Genomic DNA, 15,592 nt, shown 5'->3' on the forward strand with positions numbered 1-15,592 from the left:
GCTCGTCAGCCAAAAACGCCGCTTCGATTCACATCGCAGCGGCGTTTTTCATTGATCGCGGCATTTCATCGTTTAGTTTTCTGCCGGCGCAGCAACACGTGGAGTCGGGACTCCACCCTACATCTGGCGCAATGCGTAGGGTGTGAGGGGGGGCGCCGAGCCTCCTGACTCCACGCGTTTTTAGTTCAGCCAACGGTTCAACCGACTAGCCCCACCTGGCGAGGCAGGGTGATGACAAAGGTACTGCCCCGCCCCGCCCCGTCGCTGCGGGCGGCTACCTCGCCGCCGTGCATGGCGACGATGCTTTTCACCAGCGCGAGGCCCAGGCCGAGTCCGCCCTGGGAGCGGTCCGGGGTGCGTTCGCCCTGGCTGAACAGGTCGAACACTTTCGGCAATAAGGCGGGGGCGATGCCGATGCCGGTGTCGGTGACGCTGATTTCGACGCTGTCCTCTCCGACGTCGAGCGCCAGCGTGAGCCGGCCGCCGGGCGGGGTGTACTTGGCGGCGTTGTTGAGCAGGTTGGAGACGGCCTGGATCAGGCGGGTGCGGTCGGCGTGGACGAAGACAGGGTCGGGGCAGATCGCCGCCTGGAAGCCGTGGCCGCGCGTGTCGATCAGGGGCCGGGCCTGCTCGACGGCGTGCGACAGCACCTGGCGCAGGTCGACGTCGGTCTTTTCCAGCGTGATCAGGCCGCGCGTGACGCGCGAGACGTCCAGCAGGTCGTCGACCAGCTCGGTCATGTGGGCGGCCTGGCGCGTGATGATGCGGGCGGCGTGACGGACCCGGGTTTCGTCGTGCGCGGACATGTCGAGCAGGCGGGCGCCGGTGACGATGGGCGCCAGCGGGTTGCGCAGCTCGTGCGCCAGCATGGCGAGGAATTCGTCCTTGCGGTGGTTCTCGTCGCGCAGGCGCTGCTCGGCGCGCTTGCGGTCGGTGGTGTCGCGCGAGATGCCCAGCAGGCCGACGACCTCCCCCGCCGCGTCGCACAGGGGAATCTTCATCGACAGCCAGATCCGCTCTTCGCCGTCGGGCATCGGCACCAGCTCTTCCAGCTCCTCGCCGTTGCCGCTGCCCATGATGCGGCGATCGTTGTCCATCACCTGCCGCGCGACTTCAGGGTCGGCCAGCAGTTCGGCGTCGGTGCGGCCGAGGATCTGGGCTAGCGGCTTGCCGATCAGCGCCACGGTGGCCGGGTTGGCGAAGCGCAGCCGGCCCTGGGCATCCTTGGCATAGATCACGTCGGGCGAGCTGTCGCTGATGGCGCTCAGCAGCACAGTGCTTTCGCGCAGCGCCTGTTCTGCATGATGGCGTGCCGACACGTCGCGGAAATACACGGTCAGGCCTTCGGCCGAGGGGTAGCAATTGCACTCGAGCCAGAGGTCGAGCGGCGCCGGATAATATTCCTCGAACTGGACCGGCTGGCCGGTTTCCATCGCCTCGTGATAGCCGTCGTAGAACTTCGATCCCGGCGCATAGGGGAACAGGTCCCAGACGCGGCAGCCGACCAGGTCTTCCTGGCGCATGCCGAGGATGGTCGCGGCGCGGTCGCTGACCACGGTGTAGCGCCAGTCGCGGTCGATCACCAGCAGGCCGTCGGTGATGCTGTCGATCGTGTCGCGCAGCTTCTGGTTCGAGCGGCGCAGAGCCTCTTCGCTGGCGGCCAGCGCGCGCTCGACACGGACGGTCGCGGTGACGTTGCGCGCGAACACGACGACCGAGGGCACGGGATCGCCGCTGGTGGCGGCCGGCACGACTTCGCCTTCCCAGACCCGCAGTTCGCCCCTGTCGCTGACGGCCTCGAAGCGGTGCGCCTTCCATGGCTCGCCGGTGCGCATGACGCGCTGCAGCTGGACTTCCAGCTCGCGGCCGGCGCGCGGGAAGACGTCGAACAGCGCCCGCCCCACCATCGACATGCCGGGACGCAGGGCCTGGCAGGCGCGGTTGGCGAAGGTGAAGCGCAGCTCGGGCCCCGTCAGGATGGCAACGCAGGCATCGACCGTGTCGGCCGCGACTGCCAGCAAGGTAGCGGGAAGTGCAGGAGGCGCGGCGGTATCGACTGCGTTATCCGGGTATGGCATGGGGTCGGGGTTGGCCGTGCCTCTCGTCAGGAGCTGGCGATATCAACAATCAATGCGGGAGCTTGCCAGTGTACCCGTTCTCCAGCGATGTCACACCTGCTCTTTTCCATGCTGCAATCGAATTGCGACCCGGCGACACGATGCACGGCGCCCAGGATTCGACGTGCACATATAAAAACAGGCGGCCCGCAATGACTGCACGGGCCGCCTGTGACGGTCGTCGACGCTGACACCTTAGCGCATCATGCCGATTCCTTGAGCTGGTCGAGGATGGCCGGGTTTTCCAGCGTCGAGACATCCTGCGTGATGGTCTCGCCCTTGGCCAGCACGCGCAGCAGGCGGCGCATGATCTTGCCCGAGCGGGTCTTCGGCAGGTTGTCGCCGAAGCGGATTTCCTTCGGCTTGGCGATCGGGCCGATTTCCTTGCCGACCCAGGCGCGCAGTTCCGCCGCCAGCTTCTTCGCCTCTTCGCCGGTCGGGCGCGCCTGCTTGAGCACGACGAAGGCGCAGATCGCCTCGCCGGTGGTCTCGTCCGGCTTGCCGACCACCGCCGCTTCGGCGACGATCGGATTGGCCACCAGCGCCGACTCGATTTCCATCGTGCCCATGCGGTGGCCCGAGACGTTGAGCACGTCGTCGATGCGGCCGGTAATGGTGAAATTGGCCGTGTCCTTGTGGCGGATCGCGCCGTCGCCGGCCAGGTAGTACTTGCCGCCCAGTTCTTCAGGGAAGTAGCTGGTACGGAAGCGCTCCGGATTGTTCCAGATGGTGCGGATCATCGACGGCCATGGACGCTTGACGACCAGGATGCCGCCCTGCCCGTTCGGCACGTCGGCACCCGACTCGTCGACGATGGCCGCCATGATGCCCGGCAGCGGCAGCGTGCAGGAGCCCGGCACCATCGGGGTGGCGCCCGGCAGCGGTGTGATCATGTGGCCGCCCGTTTCGGTCTGCCAGAAGGTGTCGACGATCGGGCAGCGTTCCTGGCCGACGTTCTTGTAGTACCACATCCAGGCTTCCGGATTGATCGGTTCGCCCACCGAGCCCAGCAGGCGCAGCGAGGACAGGTCGTAGTTCTTCGGATGCACTTTCTCGTCCACATCCGAGGCCTTGATCAGGGAGCGGATGGCGGTCGGCGCGGTGTAGAAGATCGTCACCTTGTGCTTGGCGATGGTTTCCCAGAAGCGGCCGGCGTTCGGGTAGGTTGGGATGCCCTCGAACACGACTTCGGTGGCGCCGACGGCCAGCGGGCCGTAGGTGATGTAGCTGTGACCGGTGACCCAGCCGATGTCGGCGGTGCACCAGAACACGTCGTCCGGCTTGACGTCGAAGGTCCATTTCATCGTCAGCGCAGCCCACAGCAGGTAGCCGCCGGTCGAGTGCTGGACGCCCTTCGGCGTGCCGGTCGAGCCCGAGGTGTAGAGGATGAACAGCGGGTGCTCGGCATCGACCCACTCCGGCTCGCAGTCGGTGCTCTGGTTGTCGACCAGCTCGTGCAGCCAGAGGTCGCGGCCTTCGGTGAAGGCGATGTTGCCGCCGGTACGCTTATAGACGATAACGTCCTTGACGGTCTCGCAGCCGCCCATGGCGAGCGCTTCGTCGACGATGGCCTTCAGCGGCAGCGGCTTGCCGCCGCGCAGTTGCTCGTCGGCCGTTATGATGGCGACGGCGCCGGCGTCGATGATGCGTTCCTGCAGCGACTTGGCCGAGAAACCGCCGAACACGACCGAGTGGGTGGCGCCGATGCGGGCGCAGGCCTGCATCGCGGCCACGCCTTCGACCGACATCGACATGTAGATGATGACGCGGTCGCCCTTTTTAATACCGCGCGACTTGAGGCCGTTGGCGAACTTGCAGACGCGTGCGTGCAGGTCGCGGTAGGTAACGTTGGTGCTGCTGCCGTCGTCGGCCTCGAAGATGATGGCCGTCTTGTCGGCGTTACCGTTGATCAGGTTGCGGTCGAGGCAGTTGTAGGAGGCGTTCAGCTGGCCGTCGGCGAACCATTTGTAGAACGGCGCGTTCGATTCGTCGAGGGTATTGGTGAATGGCTTTTGCCAGTCGAGGTGCTCGCGCGCCAGGCGCGCCCAGAAGCCTTCGTAGTCGCTGGCGGCCTCGGCGCACAGCTTGTCGTAGGCTTCCATGCCGGAAATGGCGGCGTTCGCCTTAAATTCGGACGGCGGCGGGAATACGCGGTTCTCCTGCAAGCCATGGTTTTCCTGGTTGGTCTCGTTCTCGGCCATGCTAGTCTCCATCGTAGTAGTTTTGCCCTTACCTTAGGCGCGCTCGCTTACTGAGCCCTTACATGCTGCGCGGGTGCGCCCTCCCTATTCAGGTGCGATTTTACCAACCTCGGGGGATTCCGACGCAGCCGTCTGCAAGCGCGCGCCAGCCGTGTAAAATGATGGGCTGTATTTTGCCGAACTCTGGAGCCGCACCTGATGTCGCAACACATTCCAAGCAACGACCGCCCGAAGCTGACTCCCCTGAACAACCTGATTTTCGCAAGCCGCTGGCTGCAGCTGCCGCTCTACCTGGGCCTGATCCTGGCACAGTGCGTGTATGTATTTCACTTCTGGGTCGAGCTGAAGGACCTGATCGGCGCGGCGATGGGAAATGTCGCTTCGCTGAACCATATCCTGGACGTGGTGACCGTTCCCGGGGCTGCCCGCCCGACGAAGCTGACCGAGACCACGATCATGCTGGTGGTGCTGGGCCTGATCGACGTGGTCATGATCTCGAACCTGCTGATCATGGTCATCGTCGGCGGCTACGAAACCTTCGTCTCGCGCATGCATCTGGAAGGCCACCCCGACCAGCCGGAGTGGCTGTCGCACGTGAACGCTTCCGTGCTCAAGACCAAGCTGGCGATGGCGATCATCGGCATCTCCTCGATTCACCTGTTGAAGACCTTCATCAACGCAGCGAACTACACCGCGGAGACGATGATGTTCCAGACCATCATCCACTTCGCGTTCCTGCTGTCGGCCATGGCGATCGCCTATACCGACCGCATCGTCATGACGACCCACCAGTCCAAGCACCATTAATTTTTCATCCACGAGAATTCCCATGACAGTCATTAAACAGGAAGACCTGATCGAATCGGTCGCCGCCGCGCTCCAGTACATCAGCTACTACCACCCGGCTGACTACATCGAACACCTGGCGCGCGCTTACGAGGCCGAGCAAAGCCCGGCCGCGAAGGACGCGATCGCCCAGATCCTGACCAACTCGCGCATGTGCGCCGAGGGCAAGCGCCCGATCTGCCAGGACACCGGCATCGTCAACGTGTTCCTGAAAGTGGGCATGGGCGTGCGCTTCGAAGGCTTCAGCGGCACCGTCACCGACGCCGTCAACGAAGGCGTACGCCGCGCGTACAACTTCGCCGACAACAAGCTGCGCGCATCGATCGTGGCCGACCCGCATTTCGAGCGCAAGAACACCAAGGACAACACCCCGGCCGTGGTCCACATGGAACTGGTCGAGGGCAACACGGTCGACATCAAGATCGCGGCCAAGGGCGGCGGCTCGGAAAACAAGACCAAGTTCGTCATGCTCAACCCGTCCGATTCGCTGGTCGACTGGGTGCTGAAGACCGTGCCGCTGATGGGCGCCGGCTGGTGCCCGCCGGGCATGCTCGGCATCGGCATCGGCGGCACCGCCGAAAAGGCGATGCTGATGGCGAAAGAGTCGCTGATGGAAGACATCGACATGTACGAGCTCAAGCAGCGCGGCCCGCAGAACAAGCTGGAAGAACTGCGTATCGAACTGTGCGACAAGATCAACGCGCTGGGCATCGGCGCCCAGGGCCTGGGCGGCCTGACCACGGTGCTCGACGTGAAGATCAACATGTACCCGACCCACGCCGCCTCGAAACCGGTCGCCATGATCCCGAACTGCGCCGCCACCCGCCACGCGCACTTCGTGCTGGACGGCTCGGGCCCGGCCTACATCGAGCCGCCTGCGCTGTCGACCTGGCCTGACGTGCAGTGGATGCCGGACACGGAAAAATCGAAGCGCGTCGACCTGAACACGCTGACGAAGGAAGAAGTCGCTTCCTGGACGCCGGGCCAGACCCTGCTGCTGAACGGCAAAATGCTGACCGGCCGCGACGCCGCGCACAAGCGCATCCAGGACATGCTGGCCAAGGGCGAGCCGCTGCCGGTGGATTTCACCAACCGCGTGATCTATTACGTCGGCCCGGTCGATCCGGTGCGCGAAGAAGTCGTGGGCCCTGCCGGCCCGACGACCGCGACCCGCATGGACAAGTTCACCGACATGATGCTGGAGAAGACCGGCCTGATCTCGATGATCGGCAAGGCCGAGCGCGGCCCGATGGCGATCGAATCGATCCAGAAGCACAAGTCGGCCTACTTGATGGCCGTCGGCGGCTCGGCCTACCTGGTCTCGAAGGCGATCAAGTCGGCCCGCGTGGTCGGCTTCGAAGACCTGGGCATGGAAGCGATCTACGAGTTCGACGTGACCGACATGCCGGTGACGGTGGCGGTCGATTCCAACGGTACCTCGGTGCACAACACCGGGCCGAAGGAATGGTCGGCGAAGATCGAATCGCTGAAGGGCATTCCGGTCGCAGTGGTATAAGCTGCGTGGACGGCTTGTCATTCAGGCCCCCGGTCTGAATGACTTCAGGCCCCCGGCCTGAATGACTCCACGCGTCCAACGCGCGTTCGCACACATCCTTGGCATCCATGTCCCCCTCCCCGTCCGACGCCCCCATCGGCATCTTCGATTCCGGCGTCGGCGGCCTCTCGGTCCTGCGCCACATCCGCGCGCAGCTCCCTCACGAACACCTGATGTACTTCGCCGATTCCGGCTTCGCCCCCTACGGCGGCAAACCGGAACACCAGGTCATCGAACGCGTGCTCGCCATCGGCGCCTTCTTCGTGGCGCAAGGCGCGAAAGCCATCGTCGTCGCTTGCAACACCGCCACCGTGGCGGCGATTGCCGTACTGCGCGAACGCTATCCCGGCATGCCCATCGTCGGCGTCGAACCCGGCCTGAAACCCGCCGCCGCGGCAACCAAAACCGGCATCGTCGGCGTGCTCGCCACCGAGCGCACCCTGCTTGGCCCCAAATTCCTGCTGCTGCGCGACCAGGTCGCGGACAGCACCGGCGCCCGCTTCCTGCTGCAACCCTGCGTCGGCCTGGCGGACCAGATCGAGTTCGGCGAGCTCGAGTCAAGCACCACCGACACCCTGCTGCGCCGCTTCGTCACACCCCTGCTCGACCAGGGCGCCGACACGCTGGTGCTGGGCTGCACCCACTACCCGCTGGTGCAGGCCTCGATCGAACGCGTGATCGCCGCGCACACGGCTTCGCCGGTGACGCTGATCGATACGGGTGAAGCCGTCGCGCGCCAGCTGGAGCGGCTGCTGCTGTCCGGCGAACTGGCGCGCCCCGCCACGGCGCCTGAACCTGCCCGCCTCGACGGCTACACGAGCGCCAGCGCAGCCGCCCTGTCGGCCGCTTTCGCCGGCCTGCTGGGCCTCGATCCGCCTGTGCATGAGGTCGCCTCCGGGGACGGCGGTACGATGTTGACCCGACAGAACAATTAGATTTGCCAGTTTGCTTCGGAGTTTGTATAATCTCGTTCTGTCTCGGCAGTGCTGAGATAGTTAAGCAAAGAAGTGATGTAAGACAGTGGTGGCTGTAGCTCAGTTGGTAGAGTCCAGGATTGTGATTCCTGTTGTCGTGGGTTCGAGTCCCATCAGCCACCCCAAGATTTCAAGCGAAAGCCCAGTTCATGCAACTGGGCTTTTTTGCGTTTAGAGGCCGAATCCTGCATGCCAGGACAGCAAGCATCTTTCCAAGATAAAACTGCTAGGGACTTTCCTCTCCGACCATGAGAAAATGGTGTTTTAACTTTTGGTCAATTCCATGCTTGATCTTTCCGTTTTCTCCGGCAACCCAGCCGCAGTTGCGGCCACCGTTGCCGCAGCCGTCACCGGTGCATTCGCCAGCCTGAAGTTTTATTCAGATAAAGCAGCGAAAGTTACCGATTTCCGTAAAGCATGGATCGAAACCCTACGGCTCGCAGTTGCCGAGTTCAGCGGCAGCATGCATACGGTCGCGGGCAGGATCAAAATCCGGAATCGGCACGACACGAAAGGCAGTAAGGCAGGGCAGGATAAAAAGTCGCAACCCGAATCCGATTGCCTCCTCAACGAGCCTGCGACACCAGAAAAGTCGACGTTCGACAAGCAATTCGAGTCCGAGCTTCTGACTCAGTGGTCGACGCTTCGGCTCTCTTACAACAAGCTTGTACTTCATTTAAACCCCGCCGAGCACCTGGCATATATCCAGGCAGAAGCGGCGCTCGCCGCCTTCGTCAAACTCAACCCCGACGACACTCCCGACACTCGCGAGCGGGTCTCGGATTTCTTATATTCGTGTATCGATTGCGCAGAGCGTAATAGCGCAAAGCCTGCCCCCAAACCGGATAGCCGTCAGGATTTCGGCAAGGCTTATCGTTCGGCAACTGCAACGGATCTGGATCTCTCGACTTCGGATCCGTTCTCGAAAGAGAGGAACAAGATTGAAGTCCTGGCAAGTGGCGCGGGTTCATGCTTGCTGCTCTCTGCATTTGCGACCCGACAGCTACTGCACGCGGACTACGACGACGTTCTCAAGGATATTCCGAAGATCGAGCACGGTATCCGTGTTATCGATACCGCGACTGCCGTCGTGATCAAGGGGGTGTGGGAGGATATCAAACGCGGCGAGCCCGGCTACCGGAGGACAAGCTGGGCAGCTCTCCTGGCATCCCCGATTGTGATTGTCGGAGTTGTCTGGATTCTCCTTGCCTTCCCAGCGAAGAGTACGCAATCACAGCAATTCAAGGCGACTTGTACGCTACCAGCGTTTTCTCATTCCCCTGGCGGGACGGTGCCGGCGAATGTCGTACCGCGCGATACCCGGCTTTCGTGCGAAGCCATGATCGTTCCGTGACAATTGCCACTGCACTTCCGGTGCTTTCAGGCATGAATGAGAAAAGCCACAGGTGGGTTAGCACCTGTGGCTCTTGTTTATATCAGCTTACGCCAGCCCTGCCCCATCAATACCGGTTCGGGTTGTTCGGACGGTTATCGACGCGGTTCGGGACGCCGTCGTTGTCGCGATCGCGGTCGACGCTGTTGCGGACGCCATCGTTGTCGCGGTCGCGGTCGTAGCGGTTCGGGACGCCGTCGCGGTCGCGGTCGCCGCGGCCTGCCACGCGCTCGCCGTGGCGCCAGCCGCCGCGTTCGAGGACCCAGCCGCCACGGTCGCGGCGCCATTCGGGGCGGGCGTACACATAGCCTGGGCGAACTTTTTCGTAGTGGCCGGCAACCCAGGTGTAGCGGCGGCCGTTCCAGTCCCAGTAGCCCGGCACCCATTCGAAGCCGCGGCGGGCCGCAGGGATGCGCTCGGAGCGCATTGCTGGCGGGGCCTTCTGCACGACGATGATCTCGGTCCTGGATTGCGCTTGTGCGTGCACCGGGGTGAAGGCGGCGGTACTGATCACGGCAGCTGCGACGGTGAAGAGGATTCGTTTCATGGTAGTGCTCCTTTCGGTTCGGTGTGAGATCACTATAGCCAACCGTACCGGTGCACAGTAGTACTGATGCAAGTTCTTACAATGGATACATTCTGCGACCGGCCATCAAGATTTCGTTAACACTTGCGTTCCGAACCTGCCCAAAACAAAACAGCCGGCGCAAGGCCGGCTGTCTGTCATGCGTAAGAACCGCAGGGATTAGTCGAGCTTCCAGGCGTAGTCGACCTTGGCCCAGGTCTGGGCTGGCGAACCGTCCTTGGTGCCCGGCTTGAACTTGCAGGCGGACAGGCCTTTCTGGGCTGCCTTGTCGAGGCCTTTGAAGCCGCTCGACTTTTCCAGCTTCGAGTCGGCGACGCTGCCGTCGGCGTTGACCAGGAAGGACATGGTCGTCGTGCCCTGCTCTTCGTTCATCAGCGATGCTTTCGGATATTCCACCTTGCACTTCGACGGATCGAACGAGGCTGGGGTTTCGGCGGCGAATGCCGAGCCGGCGATGGCGGAGACTGCGAAGATGGCGATGGCGCTCAGGTAAGGCTTTTTCATGATGGTGGTTCCCAAAAAGGTTTTTATTAATCTGCCGCTGACTGCTTGCGGTCTTTCAGTGAGTCCGGCTGGTTTCGCCGTGAATTAAAATTCTTCCCATTCGTCGCTGCCGGCGGCCACCGGGGCCTTTTTCGGCTTGGCGGCGGCGGTTGCCGAAGCTGCGGCTGCGGCGGGCTTCTTCAGTGCCGGGCGCGGCGTGCGGGCAGCGGTCGTGCGGGCTGCCGGGGCACGCACCGCAGGCAATGCCGCCACCGGTGCGGCAGGTGCTGCCAGCGTCGGCTCGACGGCCTGCTCTTCACCGTCGACCAGCTTGAAGATGCTGACCACGCGCGCCAGTTCGCCGGCCTGGTCCTGCAGGCTCTGGGCGGCGGCTGCCGCTTCCTCGACCAGGGCCGCGTTTTGCTGGGTCATGCTGTCCATCTCGATGATCGACATGTTGACCTGCTCGATGCCGGCGCTCTGCTCGGCGCTGGCATTGGCGATCTCGCCCATGATGTCGGTCACGCGCTTGACGCTCGCCACCACTTCGTCCATCGTCACGCCGGCCTGGCCGACCAGCTTGCTGCCGCGCTCGACCTTCTCGACCGAGTCGCCGATCAGGGTCTTGATTTCCTTGGCGGCCGCAGCCGAGCGCTGGGCCAGGTTGCGCACCTCCGATGCAACGACCGCGAAACCACGGCCCTGCTCGCCGGCACGTGCCGCTTCGACCGCGGCGTTCAGCGCCAGGATGTTGGTCTGGAAGGCGATGCCGTCGATGACGCCGATGATGTCGGCGATCTTGCTGGCCGAGCTGTTGATCTCGCCCATCGTGCCGACCACCTGCGAGACTACGTCGCCGCCCTTGCGGGCCACGTCCGAAGCGCTGGCTGCCAGCTGGTTGGCTTCGCGGGCGTGTTCCGCGTTCTGCTTGACGGTCGTTGTCAGGGTTTCCATCGCCGAAGCGGTCTTTTCCAGCGAGCTGGCCTGCAGTTCGGTACGCGAGGACAGGTCGATGTTGCCGGCCGCGATTTCGCGCGAGGCGGTGCCGATGGTTTCGGTGCCGCGGCGCACCTGGCCGACGATGCTGACCAGGCTGTCGCGCATGCCGTTCATTTCGGCCAGCAGGCTGCCGCGCTGAGCGGTGCTGGTGTCGATGGCGATCGACAGGTCGCCGTGGGCGATGCTGCCGGCGATCTTCGTGGTGTAGTCCGGCTCGCCGCCGAGCTGCTTGATCAGGCCGCGGGTGATGATCCAGGCTGCGGCCACGCCCATGGCGACGGCCAGCACCAGCGTGATGATCATGACGTTACGGGCGCTTTCAAAACCTGCCTGCGCATCGAGCTGGCTCTGTGCGCTCTGCTTGTCTTCCAGGGCGACGAGCTTGTCGAGTGCCTCGGTCCACTTCTTCTGGACCGGGCGCACTTCCCTGATCATGACGCGGGTAGCGTTCATGGCGTCGTTGGCCAGGTACAGCTCGGAGGCCTTGGCGATGGCCGGCATGGCGGCCGTTTCGTGGGCCTTGATCTCGGCCAGCAGCGCCTTTTCGGCATCGGTACCGGCTGCGGCGAAGATGCGGGCGACTTTTTGCTGGGCTTCGTCGTACTTGGCGGTCTGTTCCTTGAAGCGCTTGAGGTCCCCCTCCATCTCGGAGGCGTCGGTCATCAGCGTCAGCACGCGCAGGGAGGCGAGGCGGTCCTGGACGTTGTTGCGCATTTCGATGACGGCGCGACTCGAGACGTTGTTGACGCTGACCACGTGATCGAGGCGGTCCTGGATCTGCGCCATGCGCACGATGCCGACCACGGTCACTGCGACCAGCAGCACTAGCACCAAGGCAAAGCCCAGTCCCAAGCGCATCCCGACTTTCATCTTCGATAAATTCATTTCGCCTTCCTGTTATTGATCAGAGTTGCTTCGGTTGTCACTTGTCGCAGGTCCCGCACGGCTGTCTCGTTTTCCGAGCGGCAAGTAATTTCTCTTAGGATAAATCAAACTTGTTACCAAGTCTGAAAATTGTGCATCCGCAAGCGTTGTCCGCTGGCGGAACCGTCCTGCAGCAAATCTCCAATCCCGCAACGAAATTATGGATTGGGTCTTGCCTTAGGGCAAGCCAAGGCGTGATTTGTCTATATAAATTGGTGTTTCCGTGTAGTAAATTTCCTACACGAAAGATACATACACGCGGGGGATCTTGTCGGTGTAACTACAGGAAGAGACAGCTTGACAACACATTTATGCGCCAGGGGTGGCGCGTGCCGTCGAAGCCGCGAGGGAATGGAAGGTCAGGCGCCGCCGCTGCATGCCCGCGGCGGCGGATTGGTGGGATCAGAGGCCGCGGATCTGGCTGGCGGCCTCGAGCAGCAGGCGCGGGTCGCCGCCGGCCAGCTTCTTCGGGTCGGACAGCATCTGGCGGAAGGCACGCGCGCCAGGCAGGCCGGCGGTCAGCCCCAGCATGTGGCGCGTGATGCTGTTGAGCTTGAGGCCGCGGCCGCCATGCTGGGCGAGCTGGTCGGCGATGTAGGGCACCATGGCCGCCAGCACGTCGGCGCGGGTCTTGCCGCTGGCCGCGTCGCCATAGAAGCGCGCGTCCCAGTCGGCCATTACCCAGGGGTTGTGGTAGGCCTCGCGGCCCAGCATGACGCCGTCCAGGTGCTGGAGGTGCTGCGCGATCTCCTCGTCGTTCTTGACGCCGCCGTTGATGATGATTTCGAGTTCCGGGAATTCGCGCTTGAGCTGGTAGGCCACCTCATAGCGCAGCGGCGGGATCTCGCGGTTTTCCTTCGGAGACAGGCCCTTCAGGATGGCGTTGCGCGCATGGACGATGAAGGTGCGGCAGCCGGCATCGGCGATGGTGCCGACGAAATCGCGCACGAAGCCGTATTCCTCGCTGTGGTCGATGCCGATCCGGTGCTTGACGGTGACGTCGATCGACACCGCGTCGCGCATCGCCTTGACGCAGTCGGCCACCAGTTGCGGCTCGTTCATCAGGCAGGCGCCGAAGGCGCCCCTCTGCACCCGCTCCGAAGGACAGCCGCAGTTCAGGTTGATCTCGTCGTAGCCCCACTCTTGGCCGAGCTTCGCGCTTTTCGCCAGGTCCGCCGGTTCGCTGCCGCCCAGCTGCAGGGCGATCGGGTGTTCGATCTCGTCGTAGCGCAGGTGGCGCTCGACGTCGCCATAGACCAGCGCGCCGGTGGTCACCATCTCTGTATACAGCCAGGTATGGCGGGTGATCTGGCGGTGGAACACGCGGCAGTGGCGGTCGGTCCAGTCCATCATGGGGGCTACAGAGAGGCGGCGGCTGCGGTAAGGGGAGTTGGTGGCGGTCACGGCGGGGTCTACATATATACGGTGGCGAAACAAGGGCGACATCATAGCGCTAAACGGACGGCGCCGTTGGCACGGGGCATGCCGCACGATTTTTTGGGGTCGGAAAAATATTTAAAAAAATTTCCGTACGGCACTTAATGGACTGGAGGAAACGGTCGTCTTGTACTTGTGAGAGCGCGACGAACGCGACTTTTTAACCAGATTCCACCCAATACTAGGAGTTCACCATGCTGAGCCTGCACACCAACGCCGCTTCCCTGTCCGCACAGAACTCGATCGGCCGTACCCAAAATTCGCTGTCGACCTCGATGACCCGCCTGTCGACCGGCTTCCGCATCAACTCGGCCATGGACGACGCAGCCGGCCTGCAGATCGCCACCCGCCTGAAGGCCCAGACCAGCGGCATGGCCGTTGCAATGCGCAACACCCAGAATTCGATCTCGATGCTGCAGACCGCCGAAGGCGCGCTGAACGAAGTGACCAACATCATGACCCGCATGAAGGACCTGGCGACCCAATCGGCTGACGGCTCCTCGAGCGACGCCGACCGTACCGCGATGGAGGCCGAGTTCACTTCGCTGTCCGAAGAACTGGTCAACATCATGGACAACACCAAGTTCGGCGGTGAGGCCCTGCTGGCTGCCGATGGCAAGCTCTCCGAGCCGATCACCTTCCAGATCGGCTCCGACGCGGCCGAACAAATGGAAGCTGACTTCACTGAACTGGATGCTGTCACGACCGCCGTCGGCGCACCGGGTACTGTCGCCACCAACACCGGCGCCACCGCGGCGATCACCACCCTGACCACCGCGATCGAAAGCGTCAGCGCCCTGCGTTCGAAGATCGGTGCCGTGTCGAACCGTCTGGACCACGTGTACAACAACCTGTCGAACATCAGCACCAACACCAAGAACGCCACCGGCCGTATCATGGACGTCGACTTCGCAACGGAAAGCGCGAACATGACCTCCAAGAACATGTTGATGCAAGCCGGCACCGCGATGCTGAAGCAGACCAACCAGATGTCGTCGATGGTCATGTCGCTCCTGCAGTAATCCCGGCTTCCCCCGGCTGACACCAGCCAGGAGTTCCAAGGGCCAGCCGCTTCCAGGCTGGCCTTTTTTATTTGGATCGCGCCATGAACCCGCTCACTTCCATCGTTCCCCTGCTGCCTCCGACCGTACCGCCCCTGCAGGCGGTCGCCGTCGCGGCGGTCGCGCCCGCGGGCTTTGCCGAGGCGCACAGCCAGCTGCCGCTGCCGCAGGCTACGCCCCTGCCGAACCAGCCCGGCGCCGCCGGCGCCGAGACCGGCGACGGCGCCGCGATGCGTCCGGACCAGGTCTTCATGTCGCGCCAGCTAGTTTTCCCGCAGGACGGAGGTACGCTGGCCGGCAACTGGCGCGCGCTGGTCGGCAAGCTCGGTGCGACCCTGGCCGAGCGCGAGCTGCGCACGCGCAGCGGCGCCCTGCCGGCCGCGTTACTGGCAGCCGCGCCGGATGGGCGCGTGCCCGGACGCGCGCTCGATGCCCACGTGCTGCCGGCCGACCCGTGGCGCTTCACGGTGCACGCGGGGAGCGCCCGGGAACAGCACCTGCAGGTACTGCGCAAGGGTCCCGACGGCCAGTCCGGCCGCCGGCGCCGTCCGCGCGCGGCCCTGCGCCTCGAACTCGCGCTGGCCGACGGCAGCCAGGTCGCGGTGCAGGTCGAGCCGGTGCCGGGCGGCGTCGCCATCGAGATGGCCGCGCCGGACGCGGCGACGCTGGCGCGGCTGCGCACCCTGCAGCCCGTGTTCGACGCGGCGGTGCAGCGCGCGGGGCTGAGCGTGCTGCGCTGGAGTTTCCTGCATGGGGTGATGGCGGGCGGGTCAGCGCATGCCTCGCTGCCGGAAGAGGATGTGGCGGAGGTGCTGACGATGCCGGTGTTCCGGGCGGTGGCGGAGATGGCGTTGCTGTTGCCGGCGCAGGGGTGAAATTTTATTTCCGTTGAAGGGCTGCAGTGAAAGGATATTTCATTGCGCGAATCGTGAATGTGGTGGTGTGCATGGGTACGACCGCGTGGGCACTTGTGCCCACGCGGTTACGACCCATGCATACCGCGAACTCCCGCCTCG

At 63.7% G+C, this 15,592-nt stretch carries 12 protein-coding genes and 1 tRNA gene; 7 read left to right on the forward strand and 6 right to left on the reverse strand.

Annotation, left to right across the window (positions count from 1 at the left end; translation table 11 throughout):
• Nucleotides 1-197 precede the first annotated feature (197 nt).
• Nucleotides 198-2,078: a PAS domain-containing protein gene (locus ACWCIA_RS17940; RefSeq protein ID WP_454165437.1), complete on the reverse strand. Its 1,881-nt coding sequence runs from the start codon at nt 2,076-2,078 to the stop codon at nt 198-200.
• A gap of 242 nt (nt 2,079-2,320) precedes the next feature.
• A complete protein-coding gene (gene acs / locus ACWCIA_RS17945; protein ID WP_454165439.1) occupies nt 2,321-4,318 on the reverse strand; it encodes an acetate--CoA ligase in 1,998 nt (665 codons plus the stop codon).
• Nucleotides 4,319-4,516: 198 nt separating this feature from the next.
• Here acs and ACWCIA_RS17950 point away from each other — a divergent pair, with 198 nt between their 5' ends.
• The 5 genes from ACWCIA_RS17950 to ACWCIA_RS17970 all read left to right on the forward strand — a co-directional run bounded on the left by ACWCIA_RS17950 (nt 4,517) and on the right by ACWCIA_RS17970 (nt 9,047).
• Nucleotides 4,517-5,125, forward strand: a complete 609-nt coding sequence (locus tag ACWCIA_RS17950; protein ID WP_454165441.1) for a TIGR00645 family protein — start codon at nt 4,517-4,519, stop codon at nt 5,123-5,125.
• Between the two features lie 22 nt (nt 5,126-5,147).
• Nucleotides 5,148-6,680, forward strand: coding sequence for a fumarate hydratase (locus ACWCIA_RS17955; protein WP_454165443.1), 1,533 nt, complete (start codon nt 5,148-5,150; stop codon nt 6,678-6,680).
• Between the two features lie 107 nt (nt 6,681-6,787).
• Entirely contained in the window at nt 6,788-7,654 is an 867-nt protein-coding gene (murI, locus tag ACWCIA_RS17960; RefSeq protein WP_454165444.1) for a glutamate racemase, read from the forward strand.
• A gap of 88 nt (nt 7,655-7,742) precedes the next feature.
• A tRNA-His gene (locus ACWCIA_RS17965) sits at nt 7,743-7,818 on the forward strand.
• Between the two features lie 158 nt (nt 7,819-7,976).
• Nucleotides 7,977-9,047, forward strand: a complete 1,071-nt coding sequence (locus ACWCIA_RS17970; protein ID WP_454165446.1) for a hypothetical protein — start codon at nt 7,977-7,979, stop codon at nt 9,045-9,047.
• Nucleotides 9,048-9,153: 106 nt separating this feature from the next.
• On the opposite strand, the gene ACWCIA_RS17975 is transcribed toward ACWCIA_RS17970, so the two are convergent.
• The 4 genes from ACWCIA_RS17975 to dusA all read right to left on the reverse strand — a co-directional run bounded on the left by ACWCIA_RS17975 (nt 9,154) and on the right by dusA (nt 13,524).
• On the reverse strand, nt 9,154-9,633 hold the full coding sequence (locus tag ACWCIA_RS17975; protein WP_454165447.1) for a thrombospondin type 3 repeat-containing protein: 480 nt from the start codon (nt 9,631-9,633) through the stop codon (nt 9,154-9,156).
• 198 nt (nt 9,634-9,831) lie between these two features.
• Nucleotides 9,832-10,176 carry an energy transducer TonB gene (locus ACWCIA_RS17980; RefSeq protein ID WP_454165449.1) on the reverse strand — a complete coding sequence of 115 codons (345 nt, stop codon included), beginning with the start codon at nt 10,174-10,176 and terminating at the stop codon, nt 9,832-9,834.
• Nucleotides 10,177-10,260: 84 nt separating this feature from the next.
• Nucleotides 10,261-12,039, reverse strand: coding sequence for a methyl-accepting chemotaxis protein (locus ACWCIA_RS17985; RefSeq protein ID WP_454165451.1), 1,779 nt, complete (start codon nt 12,037-12,039; stop codon nt 10,261-10,263).
• Nucleotides 12,040-12,480: 441 nt separating this feature from the next.
• On the reverse strand, nt 12,481-13,524 hold the full coding sequence (dusA, locus tag ACWCIA_RS17990; protein ID WP_454165453.1) for a tRNA dihydrouridine(20/20a) synthase DusA: 1,044 nt from the start codon (nt 13,522-13,524) through the stop codon (nt 12,481-12,483).
• A 185-nt stretch (nt 13,525-13,709) separates the two neighbouring features.
• Here dusA and ACWCIA_RS17995 point away from each other — a divergent pair, with 185 nt between their 5' ends.
• Both ACWCIA_RS17995 and ACWCIA_RS18000 read left to right on the forward strand, forming a co-directional pair.
• Entirely contained in the window at nt 13,710-14,537 is an 828-nt protein-coding gene (locus ACWCIA_RS17995; protein ID WP_454165454.1) for a flagellin N-terminal helical domain-containing protein, read from the forward strand.
• An 83-nt stretch (nt 14,538-14,620) separates the two neighbouring features.
• Nucleotides 14,621-15,451 carry a hypothetical protein gene (locus ACWCIA_RS18000; RefSeq protein ID WP_454165455.1) on the forward strand — a complete coding sequence of 277 codons (831 nt, stop codon included), beginning with the start codon at nt 14,621-14,623 and terminating at the stop codon, nt 15,449-15,451.
• The last annotated feature ends 141 nt before the right edge of the window (nt 15,452-15,592 follow it).

This window comes from Massilia sp. SYSU DXS3249, assembly GCF_053668055.1.